At 57.5% G+C, this 17,617-nt stretch carries 18 protein-coding genes; 8 read left to right on the plus strand and 10 right to left on the minus strand.

Going from position 1 to position 17,617, the window contains the following annotated elements:
* The 3 genes from RHM59_RS05330 to pabB are packed head-to-tail and all read left to right on the plus strand — an operon-like array spanning window position 1 to window position 3,939.
* Complete coding sequence (locus RHM59_RS05330) at window positions 1-1,557, plus strand: inactive transglutaminase family protein (RefSeq protein ID WP_322169906.1); 1,557 nt, start codon at window positions 1-3, stop codon at window positions 1,555-1,557.
* The gene (locus tag RHM59_RS05335; RefSeq protein ID WP_322170914.1) at window positions 1,557-2,540 is read left to right on the plus strand and encodes an alpha-L-glutamate ligase-like protein; all 984 of its coding nucleotides are present in this window, start codon (window positions 1,557-1,559) and stop codon (window positions 2,538-2,540) included. The genes RHM59_RS05330 and RHM59_RS05335 overlap by 1 nt, the downstream gene beginning before the upstream one ends.
* Window positions 2,541-2,595: 55 nt before the next feature.
* Window positions 2,596-3,939 carry an aminodeoxychorismate synthase component I gene (gene pabB / locus RHM59_RS05340; RefSeq protein WP_322286112.1) on the plus strand — a complete coding sequence of 448 codons (1,344 nt, stop codon included), beginning with the start codon at window positions 2,596-2,598 and terminating at the stop codon, window positions 3,937-3,939.
* Between the two features lie 94 nt (window positions 3,940-4,033).
* On the opposite strand, the gene thrH is transcribed toward pabB, so the two are convergent.
* On the minus strand, window positions 4,034-4,651 hold the full coding sequence (gene thrH / locus RHM59_RS05345; protein WP_322169898.1) for a bifunctional phosphoserine phosphatase/homoserine phosphotransferase ThrH: 618 nt from the start codon (window positions 4,649-4,651) through the stop codon (window positions 4,034-4,036).
* A gap of 177 nt (window positions 4,652-4,828) precedes the next feature.
* On the opposite strand from thrH, the gene RHM59_RS05350 reads away from it, so the two are divergent.
* Window positions 4,829-5,563 (plus strand): phosphoadenylyl-sulfate reductase, encoded by a 735-nt coding sequence (locus RHM59_RS05350; RefSeq protein ID WP_322169896.1) that lies wholly within the window; start codon window positions 4,829-4,831, stop codon window positions 5,561-5,563.
* A 119-nt stretch (window positions 5,564-5,682) separates the two neighbouring features.
* Here the strand turns inward: RHM59_RS05350 and cysB are convergent, their stop codons facing one another.
* From cysB to RHM59_RS05375, 5 genes are all read right to left on the minus strand, one after another.
* Window positions 5,683-6,657 (minus strand): HTH-type transcriptional regulator CysB, encoded by a 975-nt coding sequence (gene cysB / locus RHM59_RS05355; RefSeq protein ID WP_322169892.1) that lies wholly within the window; start codon window positions 6,655-6,657, stop codon window positions 5,683-5,685.
* Window positions 6,658-6,781: 124 nt separating this feature from the next.
* A complete protein-coding gene (locus tag RHM59_RS05360; protein ID WP_322169889.1) occupies window positions 6,782-7,273 on the minus strand; it encodes a universal stress protein in 492 nt (163 codons plus the stop codon).
* A gap of 94 nt (window positions 7,274-7,367) precedes the next feature.
* The gene (locus RHM59_RS05365; protein ID WP_322169886.1) at window positions 7,368-8,273 is read right to left on the minus strand and encodes a 5'-nucleotidase; all 906 of its coding nucleotides are present in this window, start codon (window positions 8,271-8,273) and stop codon (window positions 7,368-7,370) included.
* Window positions 8,274-8,290: 17 nt separating this feature from the next.
* Window positions 8,291-9,247 carry a putative 2-dehydropantoate 2-reductase gene (locus tag RHM59_RS05370; protein ID WP_322169883.1) on the minus strand — a complete coding sequence of 319 codons (957 nt, stop codon included), beginning with the start codon at window positions 9,245-9,247 and terminating at the stop codon, window positions 8,291-8,293.
* Between the two features lie 11 nt (window positions 9,248-9,258).
* The gene (locus tag RHM59_RS05375) at window positions 9,259-9,594 is read right to left on the minus strand and encodes a thioredoxin family protein (protein ID WP_322169880.1); all 336 of its coding nucleotides are present in this window, start codon (window positions 9,592-9,594) and stop codon (window positions 9,259-9,261) included.
* Window positions 9,595-9,903: 309 nt separating this feature from the next.
* Between RHM59_RS05375 and RHM59_RS05380 the strand changes: the two genes are divergently transcribed.
* A complete protein-coding gene (locus RHM59_RS05380; protein ID WP_322170911.1) occupies window positions 9,904-10,980 on the plus strand; it encodes a 3-deoxy-7-phosphoheptulonate synthase in 1,077 nt (358 codons plus the stop codon).
* A gap of 91 nt (window positions 10,981-11,071) precedes the next feature.
* On the opposite strand, the gene RHM59_RS05385 is transcribed toward RHM59_RS05380, so the two are convergent.
* The gene (locus tag RHM59_RS05385) at window positions 11,072-11,353 is read right to left on the minus strand and encodes a GNAT family N-acetyltransferase (protein ID WP_322169876.1); all 282 of its coding nucleotides are present in this window, start codon (window positions 11,351-11,353) and stop codon (window positions 11,072-11,074) included.
* A 642-nt stretch (window positions 11,354-11,995) separates the two neighbouring features.
* Between RHM59_RS05385 and RHM59_RS05390 the strand changes: the two genes are divergently transcribed.
* Window positions 11,996-12,247 (plus strand): Lpp/OprI family alanine-zipper lipoprotein, encoded by a 252-nt coding sequence (locus RHM59_RS05390; RefSeq protein ID WP_003347084.1) that lies wholly within the window; start codon window positions 11,996-11,998, stop codon window positions 12,245-12,247.
* 140 nt (window positions 12,248-12,387) lie between these two features.
* Here the strand turns inward: RHM59_RS05390 and RHM59_RS05395 are convergent, their stop codons facing one another.
* The 3 genes from RHM59_RS05395 to RHM59_RS05405 form a co-directional block, all read right to left on the minus strand.
* Window positions 12,388-13,353, minus strand: a complete 966-nt coding sequence (locus RHM59_RS05395; protein WP_322169862.1) for a L,D-transpeptidase family protein — start codon at window positions 13,351-13,353, stop codon at window positions 12,388-12,390.
* Window positions 13,354-13,453: 100 nt separating this feature from the next.
* Window positions 13,454-13,747 carry a hypothetical protein gene (locus RHM59_RS05400; RefSeq protein ID WP_297839358.1) on the minus strand — a complete coding sequence of 98 codons (294 nt, stop codon included), beginning with the start codon at window positions 13,745-13,747 and terminating at the stop codon, window positions 13,454-13,456.
* 55 nt (window positions 13,748-13,802) lie between these two features.
* Entirely contained in the window at window positions 13,803-14,408 is a 606-nt protein-coding gene (locus tag RHM59_RS05405) for an arylesterase (protein WP_322286113.1), read from the minus strand.
* 10 nt (window positions 14,409-14,418) lie between these two features.
* Here RHM59_RS05405 and RHM59_RS05410 point away from each other — a divergent pair, with 10 nt between their 5' ends.
* Together RHM59_RS05410 and RHM59_RS05415 are read left to right on the plus strand one after the other, a co-directional pair.
* A complete protein-coding gene (locus RHM59_RS05410; RefSeq protein WP_322169855.1) occupies window positions 14,419-15,102 on the plus strand; it encodes an ABC transporter ATP-binding protein in 684 nt (227 codons plus the stop codon).
* Entirely contained in the window at window positions 15,102-17,615 is a 2,514-nt protein-coding gene (locus tag RHM59_RS05415; protein WP_322169851.1) for an ABC transporter permease, read from the plus strand. Before RHM59_RS05410 ends, RHM59_RS05415 begins: the two co-directional genes overlap by 1 nt.
* Window positions 17,616-17,617 lie beyond the last annotated feature (2 nt).

Genomic DNA, 17,617 nt, shown 5'->3' on the forward strand with positions numbered 1-17,617 from the left:
ATGCGTTCCATCACCCTCCATCTGAAAATCTTGATCGCTGTCCTGGTGACACTGGGGATCGCGGTCACGGCGTATCAGATCCTTGTGCTCGGCATTCCGGTGACCGAGGATGAGACCGACGACTTGTGGAACATCGACGCCAAGGTCGAGTTCGTCGCTAACCCCAAAGACCCGGTCAAGATCCAGATGTTCGTGCCGCCACTGAGCCACGACTTCGTCAGCCTGAATGAAAGCTTCATCTCCAACAATTATGGGGTCAGCGTCAACCGCGTCGACGGCAATCGCAAAGTCACGTGGTCGGCCCGGCGTGCGACCGGTAACCAGACGCTGTATTACCGACTGGTACTGACTAAACGTTACAGCGGCGACAAACCCAAGATCAAAGGCCCGACGTTTCGCGACAGCATCGCCATCGAAGGCCCGGAAAAAATCGCCGCTGAAGCCCTGCTCGCACCAATTCGCCAGCACTCGGCGGACACCGAAACCTTTATCACCGAAGCCATCAAACGGGTCAACAACCTCAGCGACGATAACGTGAAGTTGCTGCTGGCCGGCGACACGGCCACCTCAAACAAAGCGCGAATCACAGAATTGCTGCTGTCGATTGCCCACGTGCCCATCGAAAAGGTCCACACCTTGCGTTTGGTCGCCGATCAGCCGCAAACCCCGGAACTGTGGTTGCGCAGCTTTAACGGCAAAGCCTGGCTTTATTTCAACCCGGACACCGGTGAACAGGGCATGCCGACCGACCGCCTGCTGTGGTGGGTTGGCGATGAAAACCTGATCAGCGTCGAGGGCGGCAAAAAAGTCACGGTCAACTTCACGCTGAACAACAGCGAAATGAACGCGATCCGCCTGGCCAAGCTCACGGACGCCAATACCGACGGAGATTTCCTGGGTTATTCGCTGTACGGGTTGCCGCTGCAAACCCAGCAAACGTTCATGATCATGGTGATGATCCCGATTGGCGTGCTGGTGATTCTGATCCTGCGCAATCTGGTCGGCCTTGAAACCCTCGGCACCTTTACCCCGGTGCTGATCGCGCTGGCGTTTCGAGAGACGCAGCTGGGTTTCGGCATCGTCTTGTTCACGATCATCACCGCGCTGGGTCTGTCGCTGCGCTCATACCTTGAGCACTTGAAGTTGCAGATGCTGCCGCGACTGTCGGTGGTGCTGACGTTTGTGGTGGTGCTGATCGCCGCCATCAGTTTGTTCAGCCACAAACTTGGCCTGGAGCGCGGTTTATCAGTGGCGTTGTTCCCCATGGTGATTTTGACCATGACCATCGAACGCCTGTCGATCACCTGGGAAGAGCGCGGCAGCGGCCATGCGATGAAAGTCGCCATCGGCACGCTGTTTGCCGCCTCCCTGGCACATATCATCATGAGCGTGCCGGAGCTGATTTACTTCGTCTTCACCTTCCCCGCCGTGCTGTTTATTCTGGTGGGCTTCATGCTGGCCATGGGTCGCTACCGCGGCTATCGCCTGACTGAGCTGATCCGTTTCAAAGCCTTTCTCGATAAAGAGCTCAAGGACGAGAAGGAACAGGTTAAATGATCGGCCTCTGGAAAACCTGGAAGGCACTTGAAGCCCGAGGGATCATGGGCATCAACCGGCGCAATGCGGATTACGTGCTCAAGTACAACAAACGCAGCCTGTACCCCATTGTCGACGACAAGATCGTCACCAAAGAACGCGCCATTCAGGCCGGCATTCACGTACCCGAGATGTACGGGGTAATTTCCACGGAAAAGGAAATCTCCCGCCTCGATGAGATCATCGGCGGGCGCGACGACTTTGTGATCAAGCCGGCCAAAGGCGCAGGCGGCGATGGGATTCTGGTAATCGCCGACCGCTTCGAAGAGCGTTTCCGCACGGTCTCCGGCAAGATAATCAGCCATGAAGAAATCGAGCATCAGATTTCCAGCATCCTTACCGGCCTATATTCCTTGGGCGGCCATCGGGATCGCGCACTGATCGAATACCGGGTCAAGCCGGACCAGATTTTCAGGAGCATCAGCTTCGAAGGCGTACCCGATATTCGGGTTATCGTCCTGATGGGTTACCCCATCATGGCGATGCTGAGGTTGCCGACGCGTCAGTCCAACGGCAAAGCCAACTTGCATCAAGGCGCCATTGGGGTGGGTGTCGATTTGGCGACGGGTTTAACGCTACACGGTACCTGGCTCAACAGCATCATCCACAAGCACCCCGACACCACCAATGCCGTGGACGGTGTGCAGTTGCCGAATTGGGATGGGTTCATGAAGCTCGCCGCCGGCTGCTATGAACTGTGCGGTCTCGGCTACATCGGCGTCGACATGGTGCTGGATCAAGACAAAGGCCCGCTGATCCTCGAAATCAACGCCCGCCCCGGCTTGAACATTCAGATCGCCAACGACTGTGGCTTGACCCATCGCGCCCACGCCGTTGAAGAGCGTCTTGCCCAACTGGCACTGAATGACGAACAGGATTCAGCCCAAGAGCGCGTACGTTTTGTGCAGGAACTGTTCGGCCATGTGCCGAGCGCTGCCCTCTAGGAGTCAGCCCTCGGGAGGATTACAATCGCCGCCCCCCACCGCTGATCCTCTTCGAATGCCCATTTGCGCCGTACATCCACTGCCCTACTGCCCTGACCCGGCCGCGTATTTCTCGCGGGTGCGTCATGCGCCCGGTGCCGTGCTGCTCGACAGCGGACGGCCAACTGCCGATCGGGGACGCTTCGATCTGCTCAGCGCCTGGCCTTCCATTGAATTGCTCGCGCGACCCAATGAAACCGGCGACGCCTTTCTCCAGCGCCTGCGCGACGGCCTCGCCACACTGGGTCACGCCGAGTTACCCCACTCATCGCCACTGCCATTCGCGGGCGGCATTATCGGTTATCTCGCCTATGACTTTGGCCGGCGCCTCGAACCTTTACCGGTTCATGCCCATGATGACCTGCAACTGCCGGATGCGCGGTTGGGTGTTTATGCTTGGGCCATGATCAGCGATCACCTGCACTGCACCAGCCAACTGGTGTTCCATCCCGCACTGGCTGCCAGCGAACGTCAGCGTTTACGCCTGCTGTTTGCCGAGAAGTCCGCCGTTGAAGCTCCAGCCTTCTCACTGACCACCGCGTTTGAGGCCAACCTGAGCGCCAGTGATTATCGCAGCGCGTTTGCGCGCATTCAGTCGTATATTCAGGCCGGTGATTGCTATCAGGTGAATTTCGCCCAGCGCTTTCAAGCAGCCTATGAGGGCGATCCGTGGGCGGCGTATTGCGCGCTACGCAGCGCCTGCCCCACGCCCTTTGCCGGTTTCCAGGCGCTACCCGACAACAACGCAGTGCTCAGCCTCTCGCCAGAACGATTCGCCCGCGTCACCGGCCAGCACGTTGAAACACGCCCGATTAAAGGGACCCGCCCGCGCGGCAACGATCCGGCTGAGGACGCAGCATTTGCCGCTGAGTTATTGGTCAGCGATAAAGATCGGGCGGAAAATCTGATGATCGTCGATCTGTTACGCAACGACTTGGGCCGTACCTGCCGCATTGGCTCGGTAAAAGTACCGGAATTGTTCAGTCTGGAAACCTATCCAAACGTACACCACTTGGTCAGCAGCGTTACCGGCGAACTGGCGGAGGGCAAAGACGCCTTGGACCTGATCGCGGGTAGCTTTCCTGGGGGCTCGATCACCGGGGCACCAAAAATCCGGGCGATGCAAATCATCGACGAGCTGGAACCCACACGCCGTGGGTTGTATTGCGGGTCGTTGCTGTACCTGGACGTGCGCGGCGAGATGGACAGCTCCATCGCCATTCGCAGCTTGCTGGCCAAAGACGGGAAAGTGTCTTGCTGGGGCGGTGGCGGGATTGTTGCTGATTCAGACTGTGAGGCGGAATATCAGGAATCGATCACCAAAGTGCGGATCTTGTTGGAGACGTTGCAGGGGCTTTGAATGCGGGGTGATTTCGCTAGTTCTTTCGCGAATGAATTCGCTCCCATCGGGATCACACACCCCCTGTGGGACCGAATTCATTCGCGAAGGCGTTTTACAGGCTCAACTCGCGATTCGAGGCCTTGATGAATTCCTGCTTCAGGTCTTCAAAGGTATGCACCGCCGGAAATTGCGGGAATTCGCGAATCACGTTCTGCGGGGCATGGAACAAAATCCCGGCGTCCGCTTCGCCCAGCATCGTGGTGTCGTTGTACGAATCACCTGCGGCTACTACCCGGTAATACAAGCTCTTGAAGGCCAGTACTGATTGGCGCTTCGGATCCTTCTGACGCAGCTGGTAGCTCACCACTCGATCCGTCTCGTCGGTGATCAGGCGATGACACAGCAGGGTCGGGAAACCCAATTGACGCATCAACGGCTGCGAAAATTCGTAGAAGGTGTCCGACAGAATCACTACCTGAAACCGCTCACGCAGCCAGTTGACGAACTCAATGGCGCCGTCCAATGGTTTCAAGGTTGCAATCACGGCTTGGATATCGGAAAGCTTCAAACCGTGTTCATCCAGAATGCGTAGACGCTGTTTCATCAGCACGTCGTAATCGGGAATGTCCCGCGTGGTGGCTCTCAGCGATTCGATACCGGTTTTTTCGGCGAACGCGATCCAGATTTCCGGGACCAATACACCTTCAAGGTCGAGACAGGCAATTTCCACAGATCACTCCTAGCACTTCAATTAGGCCGCCTCAATGGGGCGACTTCAAAACTAGCGGCACTCTAACGGCTCATTCACGGCGACGCCAGCCCGTCAAACCGGGAACTGGTGGAAGGTTTTTGTTACTATCGCGCCCATACGAGCGCGCCAAGCGCCACCACTACAGGAAGCCGCCTGATGAGCCAACCCTTCGACGTCGCTGCCCTTGCCGCGACTTACGCTAAAAAGTCCGCGCAGGATATTTTAAAACTGGCCTTCGAGCATTTCGGTGACGACGTCTGGATCTCATTCAGCGGTGCCGAAGATGTGGTGCTGGTGGACATGGCTTGGAAGCTGAACAAGAACGTCAAAGTTTTTAGCCTCGACACCGGTCGCCTGCACCCGGAAACCTACCGTTTTATCGAGCAGACCCGCGAGCACTACAAGATCGACATCGAGCTGATGACCCCGGAGCGGACTGTTCTGGAACCATTTGTCAAAGAGAAAGGCTTGTTCAGCTTCTATAAAGATGGCCATGGCGAATGCTGCGGTATCCGCAAGATCGAACCGCTGCGTCGCAAGCTGTCCGGGGTCAGTGCCTGGGCCACCGGCCAACGTCGGGATCAGAGCCCGAGCACTCGCAGTGAAGTAGCGGTCATGGAAATCGACAGTGCGTTTTCGACGCCGGAGCGCCCGCTGTATAAATTCAACCCGCTGGCGCAAATGACCAGTGAAGAGATTTGGGGTTACATCCGCATGCTGGAGCTGCCGTACAACACCCTGCATGAACGCGGCTTTATCAGCATCGGCTGCGAACCCTGCACCCGCCCGGTACTACCGAACCAGCATGAGCGCGAAGGCCGCTGGTGGTGGGAAGAAGCTACGCAAAAAGAATGCGGCCTGCATTCCGGGAACTTGATCGCGAAGGTGTAACACGCATAACCTGTGGGAGCAGGCTTGCCTGCGAAGGGCTTGACTCGGTTGAGCCTGATCCACCGCCTTCGTCGGCAAGCCGACTCCCACAAGTTTATGAAGGGCTCACACTGACCTGATCAATGCACCGGTAATTCAACCCCGGCGAACAGCTCTTCGAGCTCTTGCTTGTTATGGCACTGGATCGCTTTTGCCATCACTTCCCGAGTCAGGTGCGGTGCGAATTTCTCGATGAAGTCGCACATGAAACCGCGCAAGAAAGTGCCGCGCCGGAAGCCAATCTTGGTCACGCTGGCCTCGAACAGATCGCTGGCATCCAGCACCACCAGATCGCTGTCGAGTTTGGCGTCTACCGCCATTTTCGCCACGATGCCTACACCAAGGCCCAACCGCACATAAGTTTTAATCACGTCAGCATCGGCCGCCGTAAACACCACTTTTGGGGTCAAACCGCGATGGCTGAACGCTTCGTCCAGTTTCGATCGGCCGGTAAAGCCGAACACGTAAGTGACGATCGGGTATTCGGCGAGAATTTCCAGAGTGAGCTTTGCAACCTTGGTCAGCGGGTGGCCGTGAGGCACTACGACACACCGGTTCCAGCGGTAGCACGGCATCATCACCAGGTCGCCGAAGAGTTCCAGCGCCTCGGTGGCAATCGCAAAATCCACAGTACCGTCAGCCGCCATTTCAGCAATCTGCATCGGCGAACCTTGGTGCATGTGTAATGCGACGTCAGGGTATTGCTTAATGAAATTGCTGATCACCGGGGGCAAGGCATAACGCGCCTGGGTGTGGGTGGTGGCAATCGACAACGTGCCTTTTTTCTCATTGGAAAATTCTTGAGCGATCTGCTTGATGCTCTCGACCTTGCGCAGTATCTCGCCTGCGGTGGTGATGATTCGTTCGCCGGCCGGGGTCACCCGCGTCAGATGTTTGCCGCTGCGGGCAAAGACCTCAACACCCAGTTCGTCTTCGAGGAGGCGGATCTGTTTACTGATGCCAGGCTGAGAGGTGTACAAGCTCTGAGCCGTGGCGGAAACGTTGAGGTCGTGGTGCGCCACTTCCCAGATGTAGCGCAATTGTTGAAGCTTCATATGTATCCCTCAAAGCAGTAGACGCCACGATCATCAGCGACGGTATATAACTATATTAATGGTCGGAGGAATAAAGCTAGAACTTTTTCATCATTTTTAAACAGCACATCTAGAGGATTAGCGGTCAACGTAAACGGTGCTGCAGCATGGGGACCATGTACACCGGCACCTCTGACAGTTGCAGAACCTTCGCGGCCGTACGCCCCAAAGGGGTATCGCCTGCTGTGCCGTGACTGTGACTGCCGACAATCAACAGATCCACTGCCAGCTTCTGCGCCTGTTCGAGTATCACGTTCGATGGGTCCCCCTGAATGACCTGAACCGTACGAATCAACGCCAAATCCTGATGCCCCTCCCCCAACTCGTCCCGAAAACCATCCAGCACACGCTGCTCGATACCCTCCATCACGGTGTTCAAGCCCTGGCTGTGCAATTCCTTCAAGGCCGCTTCATCAAGATAGCTCTGCAACACCGACTCCGCGAACAATCCCATGGGTTCGACGACGTGAATAACATACAACTCAGCGTTAAATGTTCTAGCCAGCGCCAGGGCATGCTGCAACACATAGGGGGCATAAAGACCGAGGTCAGTGGCATAGAGCATGGAGCGAATCATATGACCTCCTCGACTGCCAATATGGCGGAGATTGACTCAGCTTAGCAGCGTGTTGGCGACTGCGACGGCTGGCACCACACGAGGCGGCCGAGGTTCAAATTTTTAGTTCGTTACTGATCCCGTGGGGTACATGGCCGGTCGCCACAACCTCCCGCGCTTTTTCACAATGCCCTGGTTGATCATCGAAAAAAACGTCCGCCGCGAATGCCTCCAGAAACGCCGACTTCTCCAGGCCACCGAGGAACAACGACTCATCCAGCCGAATGTCCCACTCGCGCAAGGTGCGAATCACCCGCTCATGGGCCGGCGCCGAGCGCGCTGTCACCAGCGCTGTGCGGATGGGGCATGCGTCCTCAGGGAATTCGCGCTGCAACAGATTGAGTGCCGCCAGGAAAGGTTTGAATGGCCCACCGCCTAGCGGCTCACGTGCGGACTCACGCTCGCTCGCCTGGAACGCCTCCAGTCCGCCTGATTGATACACCCGCTCAGACTCGTCGGAAAACAACACGGCATCGCCGTCAAATGCGATACGCAACTCAGCACTCGCGGCACGCCCTGAACCCCCGGACAAAATGGTCGCGGCGGCAAAACCCGCTTCCAGCGCGCTGCGCACATCATCGGGGTGGGTCGAGAGGAACAGGTGACAGCCGAACGCGGCCAAATAGGGATAAGGGCTACGTCCGCCAACGAAGGCTGCCCGGGTGATATCCAGCCCGTAATATTGAATCGAGTTGAATACCCGCAAGCCGGTATCAGCGCTGTTGCGCGATACAAGGATCACCTCGACCCGGGCTTTATCCAACTGCGCATTGAGGCTCAACAGTTTTTCCACCAACAGGTAAGCGTCACCCTGTTCAAGGATCTCTTCTTCGTGTTCGATCTGGTATTGCCGATAGGCTTCCACCCCGTCGGCCACATACACCGCATGGCTCTCGCGCAGGTCAAACAATGCCCGTGAAGAAATGGCCAATACCAATTTATTGCTTAGCCCGGTCGTCATGTCGCCCCCTGGCTGATTCAGCCGTTATGCGCGTCAATAAAAGCCAGCGCCTGATACAGCGCCCGAATTTTTGGCATATCGTGTCCAGCGGTCAGCGCCGCCTGAAGTGGCTTCGCGTAAATTGACGCCAGCTCCAGTGGTCGTTTTTCCTGATAATCGAAGTACATGCTCGGCCAGTAATCGGGCATTTTCTCAGTCGCGGCGAACAATTGCTCGGCATAACCTTCAGGCATAACGTGCCCGCACGCCGAAGCGCCTTGCATAACCTCTTTCATCAATGCTTGAACCAGATCGCGGCTGTTTGTGTCGTCCATCAGCGGTGCGGTACTGGCCTTGAGTAACACCGACAAGCCGTTATACGGAATATTCCAGACCAGCTTTTGCCAGCGCGCCTGATGCACGTTGGCCATCGTCCGTGATTCCAACCCAGCCTGGCGAAACAGTTCGGCGCCCTCCTCGGCGATCGCTTGCCCGGCAGCCGTATCCGAAGCCGAACCGCTGTGATAACCCAACGTGACCGCACCGAACGCCTGATGCGTGACAACCCCTGGGGCCGTGCGATGAACGCAGATGAAACACAAGCCGCCAAGCAAATGCAGCGACTCAGGCAGCAGCGCACGCAAGCTGTCCTCGACATCCAGACCATTTTGCAGCAGTAACACCTTGGCCCCAGGCGCCGCTGCCTGGGCGATGAGAGGAGCTAGACCGGCATTGTCGGTGGTTTTAGTGCTCACCAGCAGCCAATCGCAAGGTGGCATATCCGCAGCCGACGAATACGCCTGGACCGGGTTCAGCGTCATAACACCGTACTCGGCGCTGTTGATCGTCAGACCCTTTTCCGACACCACGGCAAACTCACTGCGTAGGAGAAAATGCACATCAAAACCGGCGCGAGCCAGCATCACGCCGTAGAAACCACCAATGGCTCCGGTGCCAATGATGCCAATCCTGGGTTTTTTCGTTTCAGTCGTCATGCGCACTCCTGTTAGGGCAATTCATCGGAATTCAGGCTCAATGCCTGCTTAATACCCGCGCTCAGCTCGGTCACGGTGAGTCGTGAATGCAGCGCGCCATAAAATTCGCCGTCACGGACCACAAACATCGCTGGCAAACCAGACACCTGATAACGCTGCACCGCGCCACCGTTGTCGCCTGCATCGATCCAGCATAAACGGTCTACGGGCAGCTCGAAGGCCGGCAACTCACGCCGCGCCCAACGGCAACTTGCACAGCCTGCCCCAGTAAAAATCAGCAGCGAAACGCCTGGCAGCTCAAGCAAACGATGGTCTATGTCGAAATCTGTCAGTTCCAATGGGCTCACACAGCGGGTCCTGAAGTTGGGTTGCACACTATCCGTCTTCGTTGCCTCATTTGTAAAATCTTGCCCGAGTTCTGTAGATACCGTCTTGTTGGCGAAGCGGTTTACCTGGCACCCCGCTGAGAAAGCTTCGCCAACAAGTTGCCGCCTACAGGTGAAAGGCCGCCTGCACACGGCATAAAACCCGCGTTTACCCATTGTCGAACAACCGGGTAACGCGCTAAGGTTCCTCCCCCGTCGCACTCAATCATGCTTGGCTCCGCCGCACGGGAATCGTTGGGGGCCAGCACCCGTGACCTGATGAGTAACACGATGGCTGATTTACCGATTGACGACCTCAACGTTTCCTCCAACGAGACTCTGATCACGCCGGATCAGCTCAAGCGCGAAATCCCGTTCACTGCCGCAGCCCTGCACACAGTGACCAAAGGCCGCGAAGTGATCCGCAACATCCTTGACGGCAAGGATCACCGCTTGTTCGTGGTGATCGGTCCCTGCTCGATCCATGACATCAAAGCCGCTCACGATTACGCCAATCGCCTTAAAGCCTTGGCTGCCGAAGTCTCCGACACCTTGTACCTGGTGATGCGTGTGTACTTTGAGAAGCCGCGCACGACTGTTGGCTGGAAAGGCTTGATCAACGACCCTTACCTTGATGACTCGTTCAAGATCGAAGATGGCTTGCACATCGGCCGTCAGCTATTGCTTGATCTGGCGGAGATGGGCCTGCCAACCGCCACCGAAGCCCTCGACCCGATCTCTCCCCAGTATTTGCAGGACCTGATCAGTTGGTCGGCCATTGGTGCGCGCACCACTGAATCGCAAACCCACCGCGAAATGGCTTCCGGCCTGTCTTCCGCTGTTGGCTTCAAAAACGGCACTGACGGTGGCTTGACCGTTGCGATCAACGCCTTGCAGTCAGTTTCCAGCCCCCATCGTTTCCTCGGCATCAACCAGGAAGGTGGCGTGTCCATCGTCACCACCAAAGGCAATGCCTACGGTCACGTGGTGTTGCGCGGTGGCAACGGCAAACCGAATTACGACTCGGTCAGTGTCGCGCTGTGCGAGCAGGCGCTGAACAAAGCGGGTATTCGTCCAAACATCATGGTCGACGCCAGCCACGCCAACTCCAACAAAGACCCGGCGCTGCAACCGCTGGTCATTGAGAACGTCGCCAACCAGATCCTCGAAGGCAATCAGTCAATCATCGGCTTGATGGTTGAGAGCCACATCAATTGGGGCGCTCAGTCGATCCCCAAGGACCTGGCAGAACTGCAATACGGCGTGTCGATTACCGATGCCTGCATTGACTGGCAAAGCACCGAGAAAACCCTGCGCAGCATGCACGCGAAACTCAAGGACGTGCTGCCCAAGCGTCAACGCGGCTGATCCCTGCGCGTGTACTGACCGCCCACACAAGAACGCCGAGCATATGCTCGGCGTTTTTCGTTGTAGCGTCAGTACTTGCCTCGACAGCCGATCAGATCTTAGCCATGTGGCGCTGATGGCGTTCCATGTAGCGCTCGACATAGGAACACGACGGAATCACCGTATAACCCATGCTGTCTGCGTACGCGAGCGCTTGCTCGGTTAACGCAGCAGCGATACCCCGACCTCTAAGCGCATTGGGCACGAAGGTTCGATAGATATCGAGGGTCTGCTTACCCAAGTCCATGTAGGTCAGGTACGCACGATGACCGTCCACGTTGGTCTCGAATTGATGACCGGCCTGGTCATGGTGGATGGACAACGCCTCGCTCATCACTACTCCTCGCGGGTCTTGAAATTAGACCTCTACCTTACCGATGTTTTTCCGGCGAAGGAACCTCTACGCCACCCGTGCCAATTTGGACACCGAAATCAGACTGGCTGTTGACCAACACGAGCACCTCCAAATAGTAGGCGTCATTCCTGTGTTTGCTCAAGCAGCTTGCAAAAAGGCCGACAAAAAGACCGGATCCACACTGCAATTGTCACAATCACACCGGGCGATGCTGACACTCCTTCGGCCCATTGCCGGATGCTGAGTTTGAGACGAGTCCGCCCTGAAAAAGTCACCTCTTATTGTGCGCAAATAGGCAGACGTATGACGGACTCGAGACAATCAACAATCGTTAGTCTCAATAGACTCGACAATTAGCCAGCTATCCTTTTTAATCGTCGACAGAGGCCGTGTTTGAGCCTCGGTCCGCGCAAGAACAGGGGCCGAAAGTTGTCGTGATGAGCGCGAATAATTTTCGCACAAGAAACGCGAGAAGTTAGACGATAGTTTCAATCCTGAGAAAATTGTCCGCTTCTTGCGCTTCCTCAGTTTACTTACTACAAACAATGGGTAGTATGTACGCCGGTCATTTTCTCACTTTCGAGAGATGACTATTTTTAGAAAGTCCTTAAGGGGAACACGATGAACAACGTTCTGAAATTCTCTGCTCTGGCTCTGGCAGCAGTATTGGCCACCGGTTGCAGCAGCGTATCCAAAGAAACCGAAGCTCGTCTGACTGCTACTGAAGACGCAGCAGCTCGTTCGCAAGCACGTGCTGATGAAGCCTATCGCAAGGCTGACGAAGCTATGGCTGCTGCTCAAAAAGCTCAGCAAACTGCTGACGAAGCCAACGAACGCGCTCTGCGTATGTTGGACAAGGCTAGCCGCAAGTAATAATCTCCGCTGAGATTATTAATAAGCCGATCCAGTTTTGGATCGGCTTTTTAATGCCTGGACTTTAAGCCGGACACTAAAAAGCCCGCCCGCTCGACCTTGAGATTCAAGGCCGTGCGGGCAGGCTTTTAATGGGTCCGTTATTGCGCGGTGGTGGGGGCGCTTGAGATTGTTGCGCCGCCTCCTGGCACCGCAATTTGAACAGGCATGCCGTTTTCAGCAGCGACCACGTCCCGAACCACATCCCAATTCATCTGCAGGTTGGCCGCAAGGTCTTCACGCTTAAGTAACGCGTTGATCACTGCGGTGTGTTTGTCATCTGCTGAAGGATTGCCGTTTCCGTCGAGCGGAGCGTGCGCCTCAAGGTACACCTTGCCAGCGCTGACACCGAATTTGTAGGGCTCGCTCATGATCCGCACAGGCGTCCCGATCGGCACGATACCGGCTAGTTCCAACACGTTGTTGTTGTACATGCGGAAGCAGCCGTGGCTGGTGCGCATGCCAATACCAAATTTCTTGTTCGACCCGTGGATCAGATAACCGGGCAAACCAAGGCCGAACTTGAACGGCCCTAATGGGTTGTCCGGACCAGCCGGTACCACGTTAGGCAGCGGGTCATCGTCAGCCAAATGTTCAGCTTTTACTGAAGCCGGCGGGGTCCATGTCGGGTTCGGTGTTTTAGCGGTGATCTTGGTGATCGCCACCGGCGAACCCCAGCCCTCGCGGCCGATACCAAGCGGGTAGGTATCAACGACGTTTTTGCCTTTCGGGTAGTAATAAAGCCGGTACTCCGCCAAGTTGATCACGATCCCTTCCCGAGGACCGGGTGGCAGAACGAAGCGGGTCGGCAACACGATCTGCGTGCCCGCACCGGGCAACCATGGATCAACGCCAGGGTTGGCCGCGATCATTTCCAGATAACCCAAATCGTATTGAGTTCCAAGGTCGGCAAACGTGTCTTCGTATTTGGCGGTGATGGTTTGTACTTGACCCACGATGTCTTCGCCAGCTGTTGGCAGCGGGAATTCTAGTGCGGCAACAGGACCCGCCGCACAAAGCGCAGCAAGCGAAAAACAGCGGGCGACCACGGGAATGCGCGACAACATCCGGAAAATCCTTGGTGTATGCGACGGGAAAAGTAGCGCAATTGTACACCGCTGCCCTTGGAATCGGGAGTTGCCTAACGATTTACTCGGGATGACCGATTTACTGGCTGAAACGCAGCTCCGGCCAAATCGGCCGGGTGCCACGTTTCTGTGCTTCAAGAATCGCTCGACACAGAGAACACAAGCGCTCGTCACGCAACCTCACTCGATTAACCCCCAACCATCGCGGCTGAGCAGGCAGCAAGGTGCCGCACAACGTTCGGTCGATAGTGCCGCCTAATTCCAGCTGTCGCGCGACCAGGTGCACTCGCACCTCCTGACAGGCGAACAGGTCAAGCTGGTCATCAGGTTCGATGAGTTGGTATGCAAATAAAGACCAGGCGGGACGCGGCATCGGGGGCTCCAAATCGGGGCGACACCTTAGCCCAAAGCCTGCGGTTAGAACAGCGTCAAAGCAGCGGTTTTAGCGTCGGCCAGACATTGTCCAGCAACTTGCCTTGAGCCGCGACGGCCGGGTGTAGACCATCGGCCTGCATCAGCTCCGGGATACCGCCCACGCCTTCAAGAAAAAACGGCACCAGCGCAACTTTTTTCTGTTCTGCTAAATTGCCATACACCGCAGCGAAGGCCTCGGTGTAACGCGCGCCGTAATTAGGCGGTATGCGCATCCCCAGCAGCAGGACCTTGGCACCCGCAGCCCGAGCGCTGTCGATCATCGACGCAAGATTTTGTTGCAAATTAGCTGGCTGCTGTCCGCGCAAGCCATCGTTGCCACCCAATTCGAGGATCACCAACTGCGGTTTATACTCTGCAAGCAGCGCAGGCAGCCGCGCTTGCCCTCCCGCACTGGTATCGCCGCTGATAGACGCATTGACCACTTTGTCGGCAATCCCTTCTTTTTGCAGACGCTGCCCCAGCAGCGATACCCACCCCAGGCGGGTATCCAGCCCGAAAGCCGCGCTGATACTATCCCCAACGATCAGCACCGTGCCCGCCGCCGCTCCTTGAGAGATCAGCATTAAGCCCAGGCCTGCACTTAAAAGCCACGCACGCATCGGATTCTCCATGAGCGAAAGTATTCTTAGTGCCTGGAACCTCAGCAAAGTGGTCCCCAGCACGGAAGGTGACCTGACTATCCTGCACGAACTCTCCCTGGAACTGAACAGGGGCGACAGCCTGGCCATCGTCGGCGCCTCGGGTTCGGGCAAATCTACCCTCCTCGGCTTGCTCGCCGGTCTCGACCTGCCCAGCGCAGGAACGGTCACGCTGGCGGGACGCAACCTCGGCGAACTGGATGAAGACCAGCGCGCCCGGATCCGTGCTGAACACGTAGGTTTTGTGTTCCAGTCGTTTCAGTTGCTGGACAGCCTTAATGCGCTGGAAAACGTCATGCTGCCTATGGAACTGGAAGGCCGCAAAGACGCACGGGCACAGGCGCGACTGCTGCTGGAGCGCGTCGGCCTGGGCCAACGCCTGACCCACTCACCCCGTCAGCTCTCAGGCGGCGAGCAGCAACGCGTGGCCATCGCCCGCGCGTTTGCCGCTGACCCCGACGTGTTGTTTGCCGATGAGCCCACCGGCAATCTCGACAGCCACACCGGTGAACGGATCAGCGATCTGTTGTTCGAACTGAACAAGGAGCGGCGCACGACCCTGGTGTTGGTCACCCATGACGAACGTCTGGCCCACCGCTGCCGGCGCCTGATCCGTCTCGAAGGTGGCCGATTGGTCGCCCCTCTGGAGCCTTGATGGCACGCTTGCCGTTTCAACGTTTGCTGAGCCTTGCGACCCGACAACTGCTGCGTGACGCACGTGCCGGAGAATTGCGGGTATTGTTCTTCGCGCTCTTGGTTGCCGTGGCAGCCAGCACTGCCATCGGTTATTTCGGTGCCCGTCTGAACGGTGCCATGCTGTTGCGCGCCACCGAGTTCCTCGGCGCCGATTTGATTCTCGAAGGCACCAGCCCCGCGCTGCCCGCTCAGATCGAAGCCGGCAACACGCTGAAACTGGACCACGCTCAGGTCATCGAGTTTTCCAGCGTGATTGCCACCGACACCGGTATTCAGTTGGCGAGCGTGAAAGCCGTCGACGCTGGCTACCCGTTGCGCGGCGAACTGAAAAGCGCCGCAGCGCCCTATCAAGCAGAAGAACCGGGCGGTAGACCCCAACCGGGTGAAGCTTGGGCCGAGTCACGGATGTTTGCCGCGTTGAATCTAAAAGTCGGCGACAACATTGACGTCGGCTCTAAAACCTTGCGCCTGAGCCGGGTGCTGACCTATGAGCCCGACCGCGCCGGGAATTTTTACAGCCTGACCCCTAGGGTCATGATCAATCTGGCAGACCTGGCCGCCACCGGCGTCGTCCAGCCCGGCAGTCGGGTCAGTTACAAGGAATTATGGCGTGGCAGCCATGCGTCGTTAGAAGCCTACCGTCAACAGGTCACTTCAGGGCTGGCTGCCAATCAACGGCTGCAGGATGCCCGCGACGGCAATCGCCAGATTGGTGGGGCACTGGGCAAGGCTGAACGTTATCTGAACATGGCCAGTCTGGTTGCGGTGCTGTTGTCGGGCGTCGCCGTTGCACTCTCCGCCGCGCGTTTTGCCGCTCGACGTTTCGATGCCAGCGCGCTGCTGCGTTGCCTGGGTTTGTCGCGTAATGAAGCCTTGGTACTGTTCAGTCTTCAGCTAGCCATACTCGGTCTTCTGGCCAGTCTCACCGGCGCTTTATTAGGCTGGTTGGCGCAATTGGGCCTGTTCGCGCTGCTGCATGACCTGCTGCCAGCCGACGTTCCACCCGGTGGTTTGCTACCCGCGATTGCCGGGATCGGCACCGGCCTCGTCGCCCTTGCCGGCTTCGCGTTACCGCCATTGGCCGCGCTGGGGCGGGTGCCGCCGCTGCGGGTATTGCGTCGAGACATGCTACCCATCCCCGCCAGCTCTTGGCTGGTGTACGGCGCCGCACTGCTGGCGCTGGGCCTGATCATGTGGCGCCTGAGCCTGGACCTGGTATTGACCTTTGCCCTGCTCGGCGGCGGCATCATCGCCGCCGTGGTGTTGGGCGGTTTATTGCTGTTGGCACTGCAAAGTTTGCGCCGCCTGTTGGCCGGTGCATCACTGCCGTGGCGTTTGGGGTTGGGGCAACTGCTACGTCATCCGTTGGCCGCCGCGGGGCAAACCCTGGCGTTCGGACTGATTCTGCTGTCCATGGCGTTGATCGCCCTGCTGCGAGGAGAGCTGCTCGACACTTGGCAAAATCAGTTACCCAAAGACGCACCCAATTACTTCGTGCTCAACATTCTGCCGGGGGACAAAGACCACTTCACCGAGCGCATGGCCGGCCTTTCCACCCATGCGTCGCCGCTGTACCCCATCATCCCTGGGCGCTTGATCAGCATCAACGACGAGCCGGTGCGCAACATCGTCAGCAAAGATTCCCGAGGCGAAAACGCCACCGAACGCGACCTCAGCCTGACCTGGGCCGCAGACCTGCCCCAAGGAAATCGCTTAAGTGCCGGCACTTGGTGGGACACCAAGGGCAACGTCGCGGCCGACAAAATCCCCGGTGTGTCAGTGGAATCCAAACTCGCCGAAAGTCTCAAACTCAAGCTCGGCGATCACATGAATTTTGTAGTGGGTGGCATGACCCGCGAAGCTCAGGTCACCAGCCTGCGCGACGTCAGTTGGGATAACTTCCAGCCGAACTTTTTCATGATTTTCCAACCCGGTACGCTCCAGGATTTGCCCACCACCTACCTCACCAGCTTTTATTTAGCACCGGGTAACGACCAGCAAATTGTCGAGCTTTCACGGACCTTCCCGGCGATCACTATCCTTCAGGTCGAAGCGCTGCTTGAGCAACTGCGCAGCATCCTCGCCCAAGTGACGATAGCCGTGGAATACGTGCTGTTGTTCGTTCTCGCGGCCGGGCTTGCGGTGCTGTTCTCAGGCTTACAAGCAACCCTCGACGAACGCATTCGCCAAGGTGCTCTGCTTCGCGCACTGGGTGCCGAACGCGCCTTGCTGATCAAGGCGCGACGCATCGAGTTCGGTTTGTTGGGTGCGGCAAGCGGTGTGTTGGCCGCGTTGGGGTGCGAACTGGTGAGCTTTGCGCTGTACCGTTACGCTTTCAACCTGCAATGGCACCCGCATGCGTGGCTGCTGCTGTTACCGGTGATGGGGGCGGCACTGGTGGGCGGAGCCGGTGTGTTCGGCACCCGCCGCGCATTGAACGTCAGCCCGTTGACTGTATTGCGAGACGGCTGATG

This window comes from Pseudomonas sp. MH10 (assembly GCF_034353045.1).
Taxonomy (GTDB): domain Bacteria; phylum Pseudomonadota; class Gammaproteobacteria; order Pseudomonadales; family Pseudomonadaceae; genus Aquipseudomonas.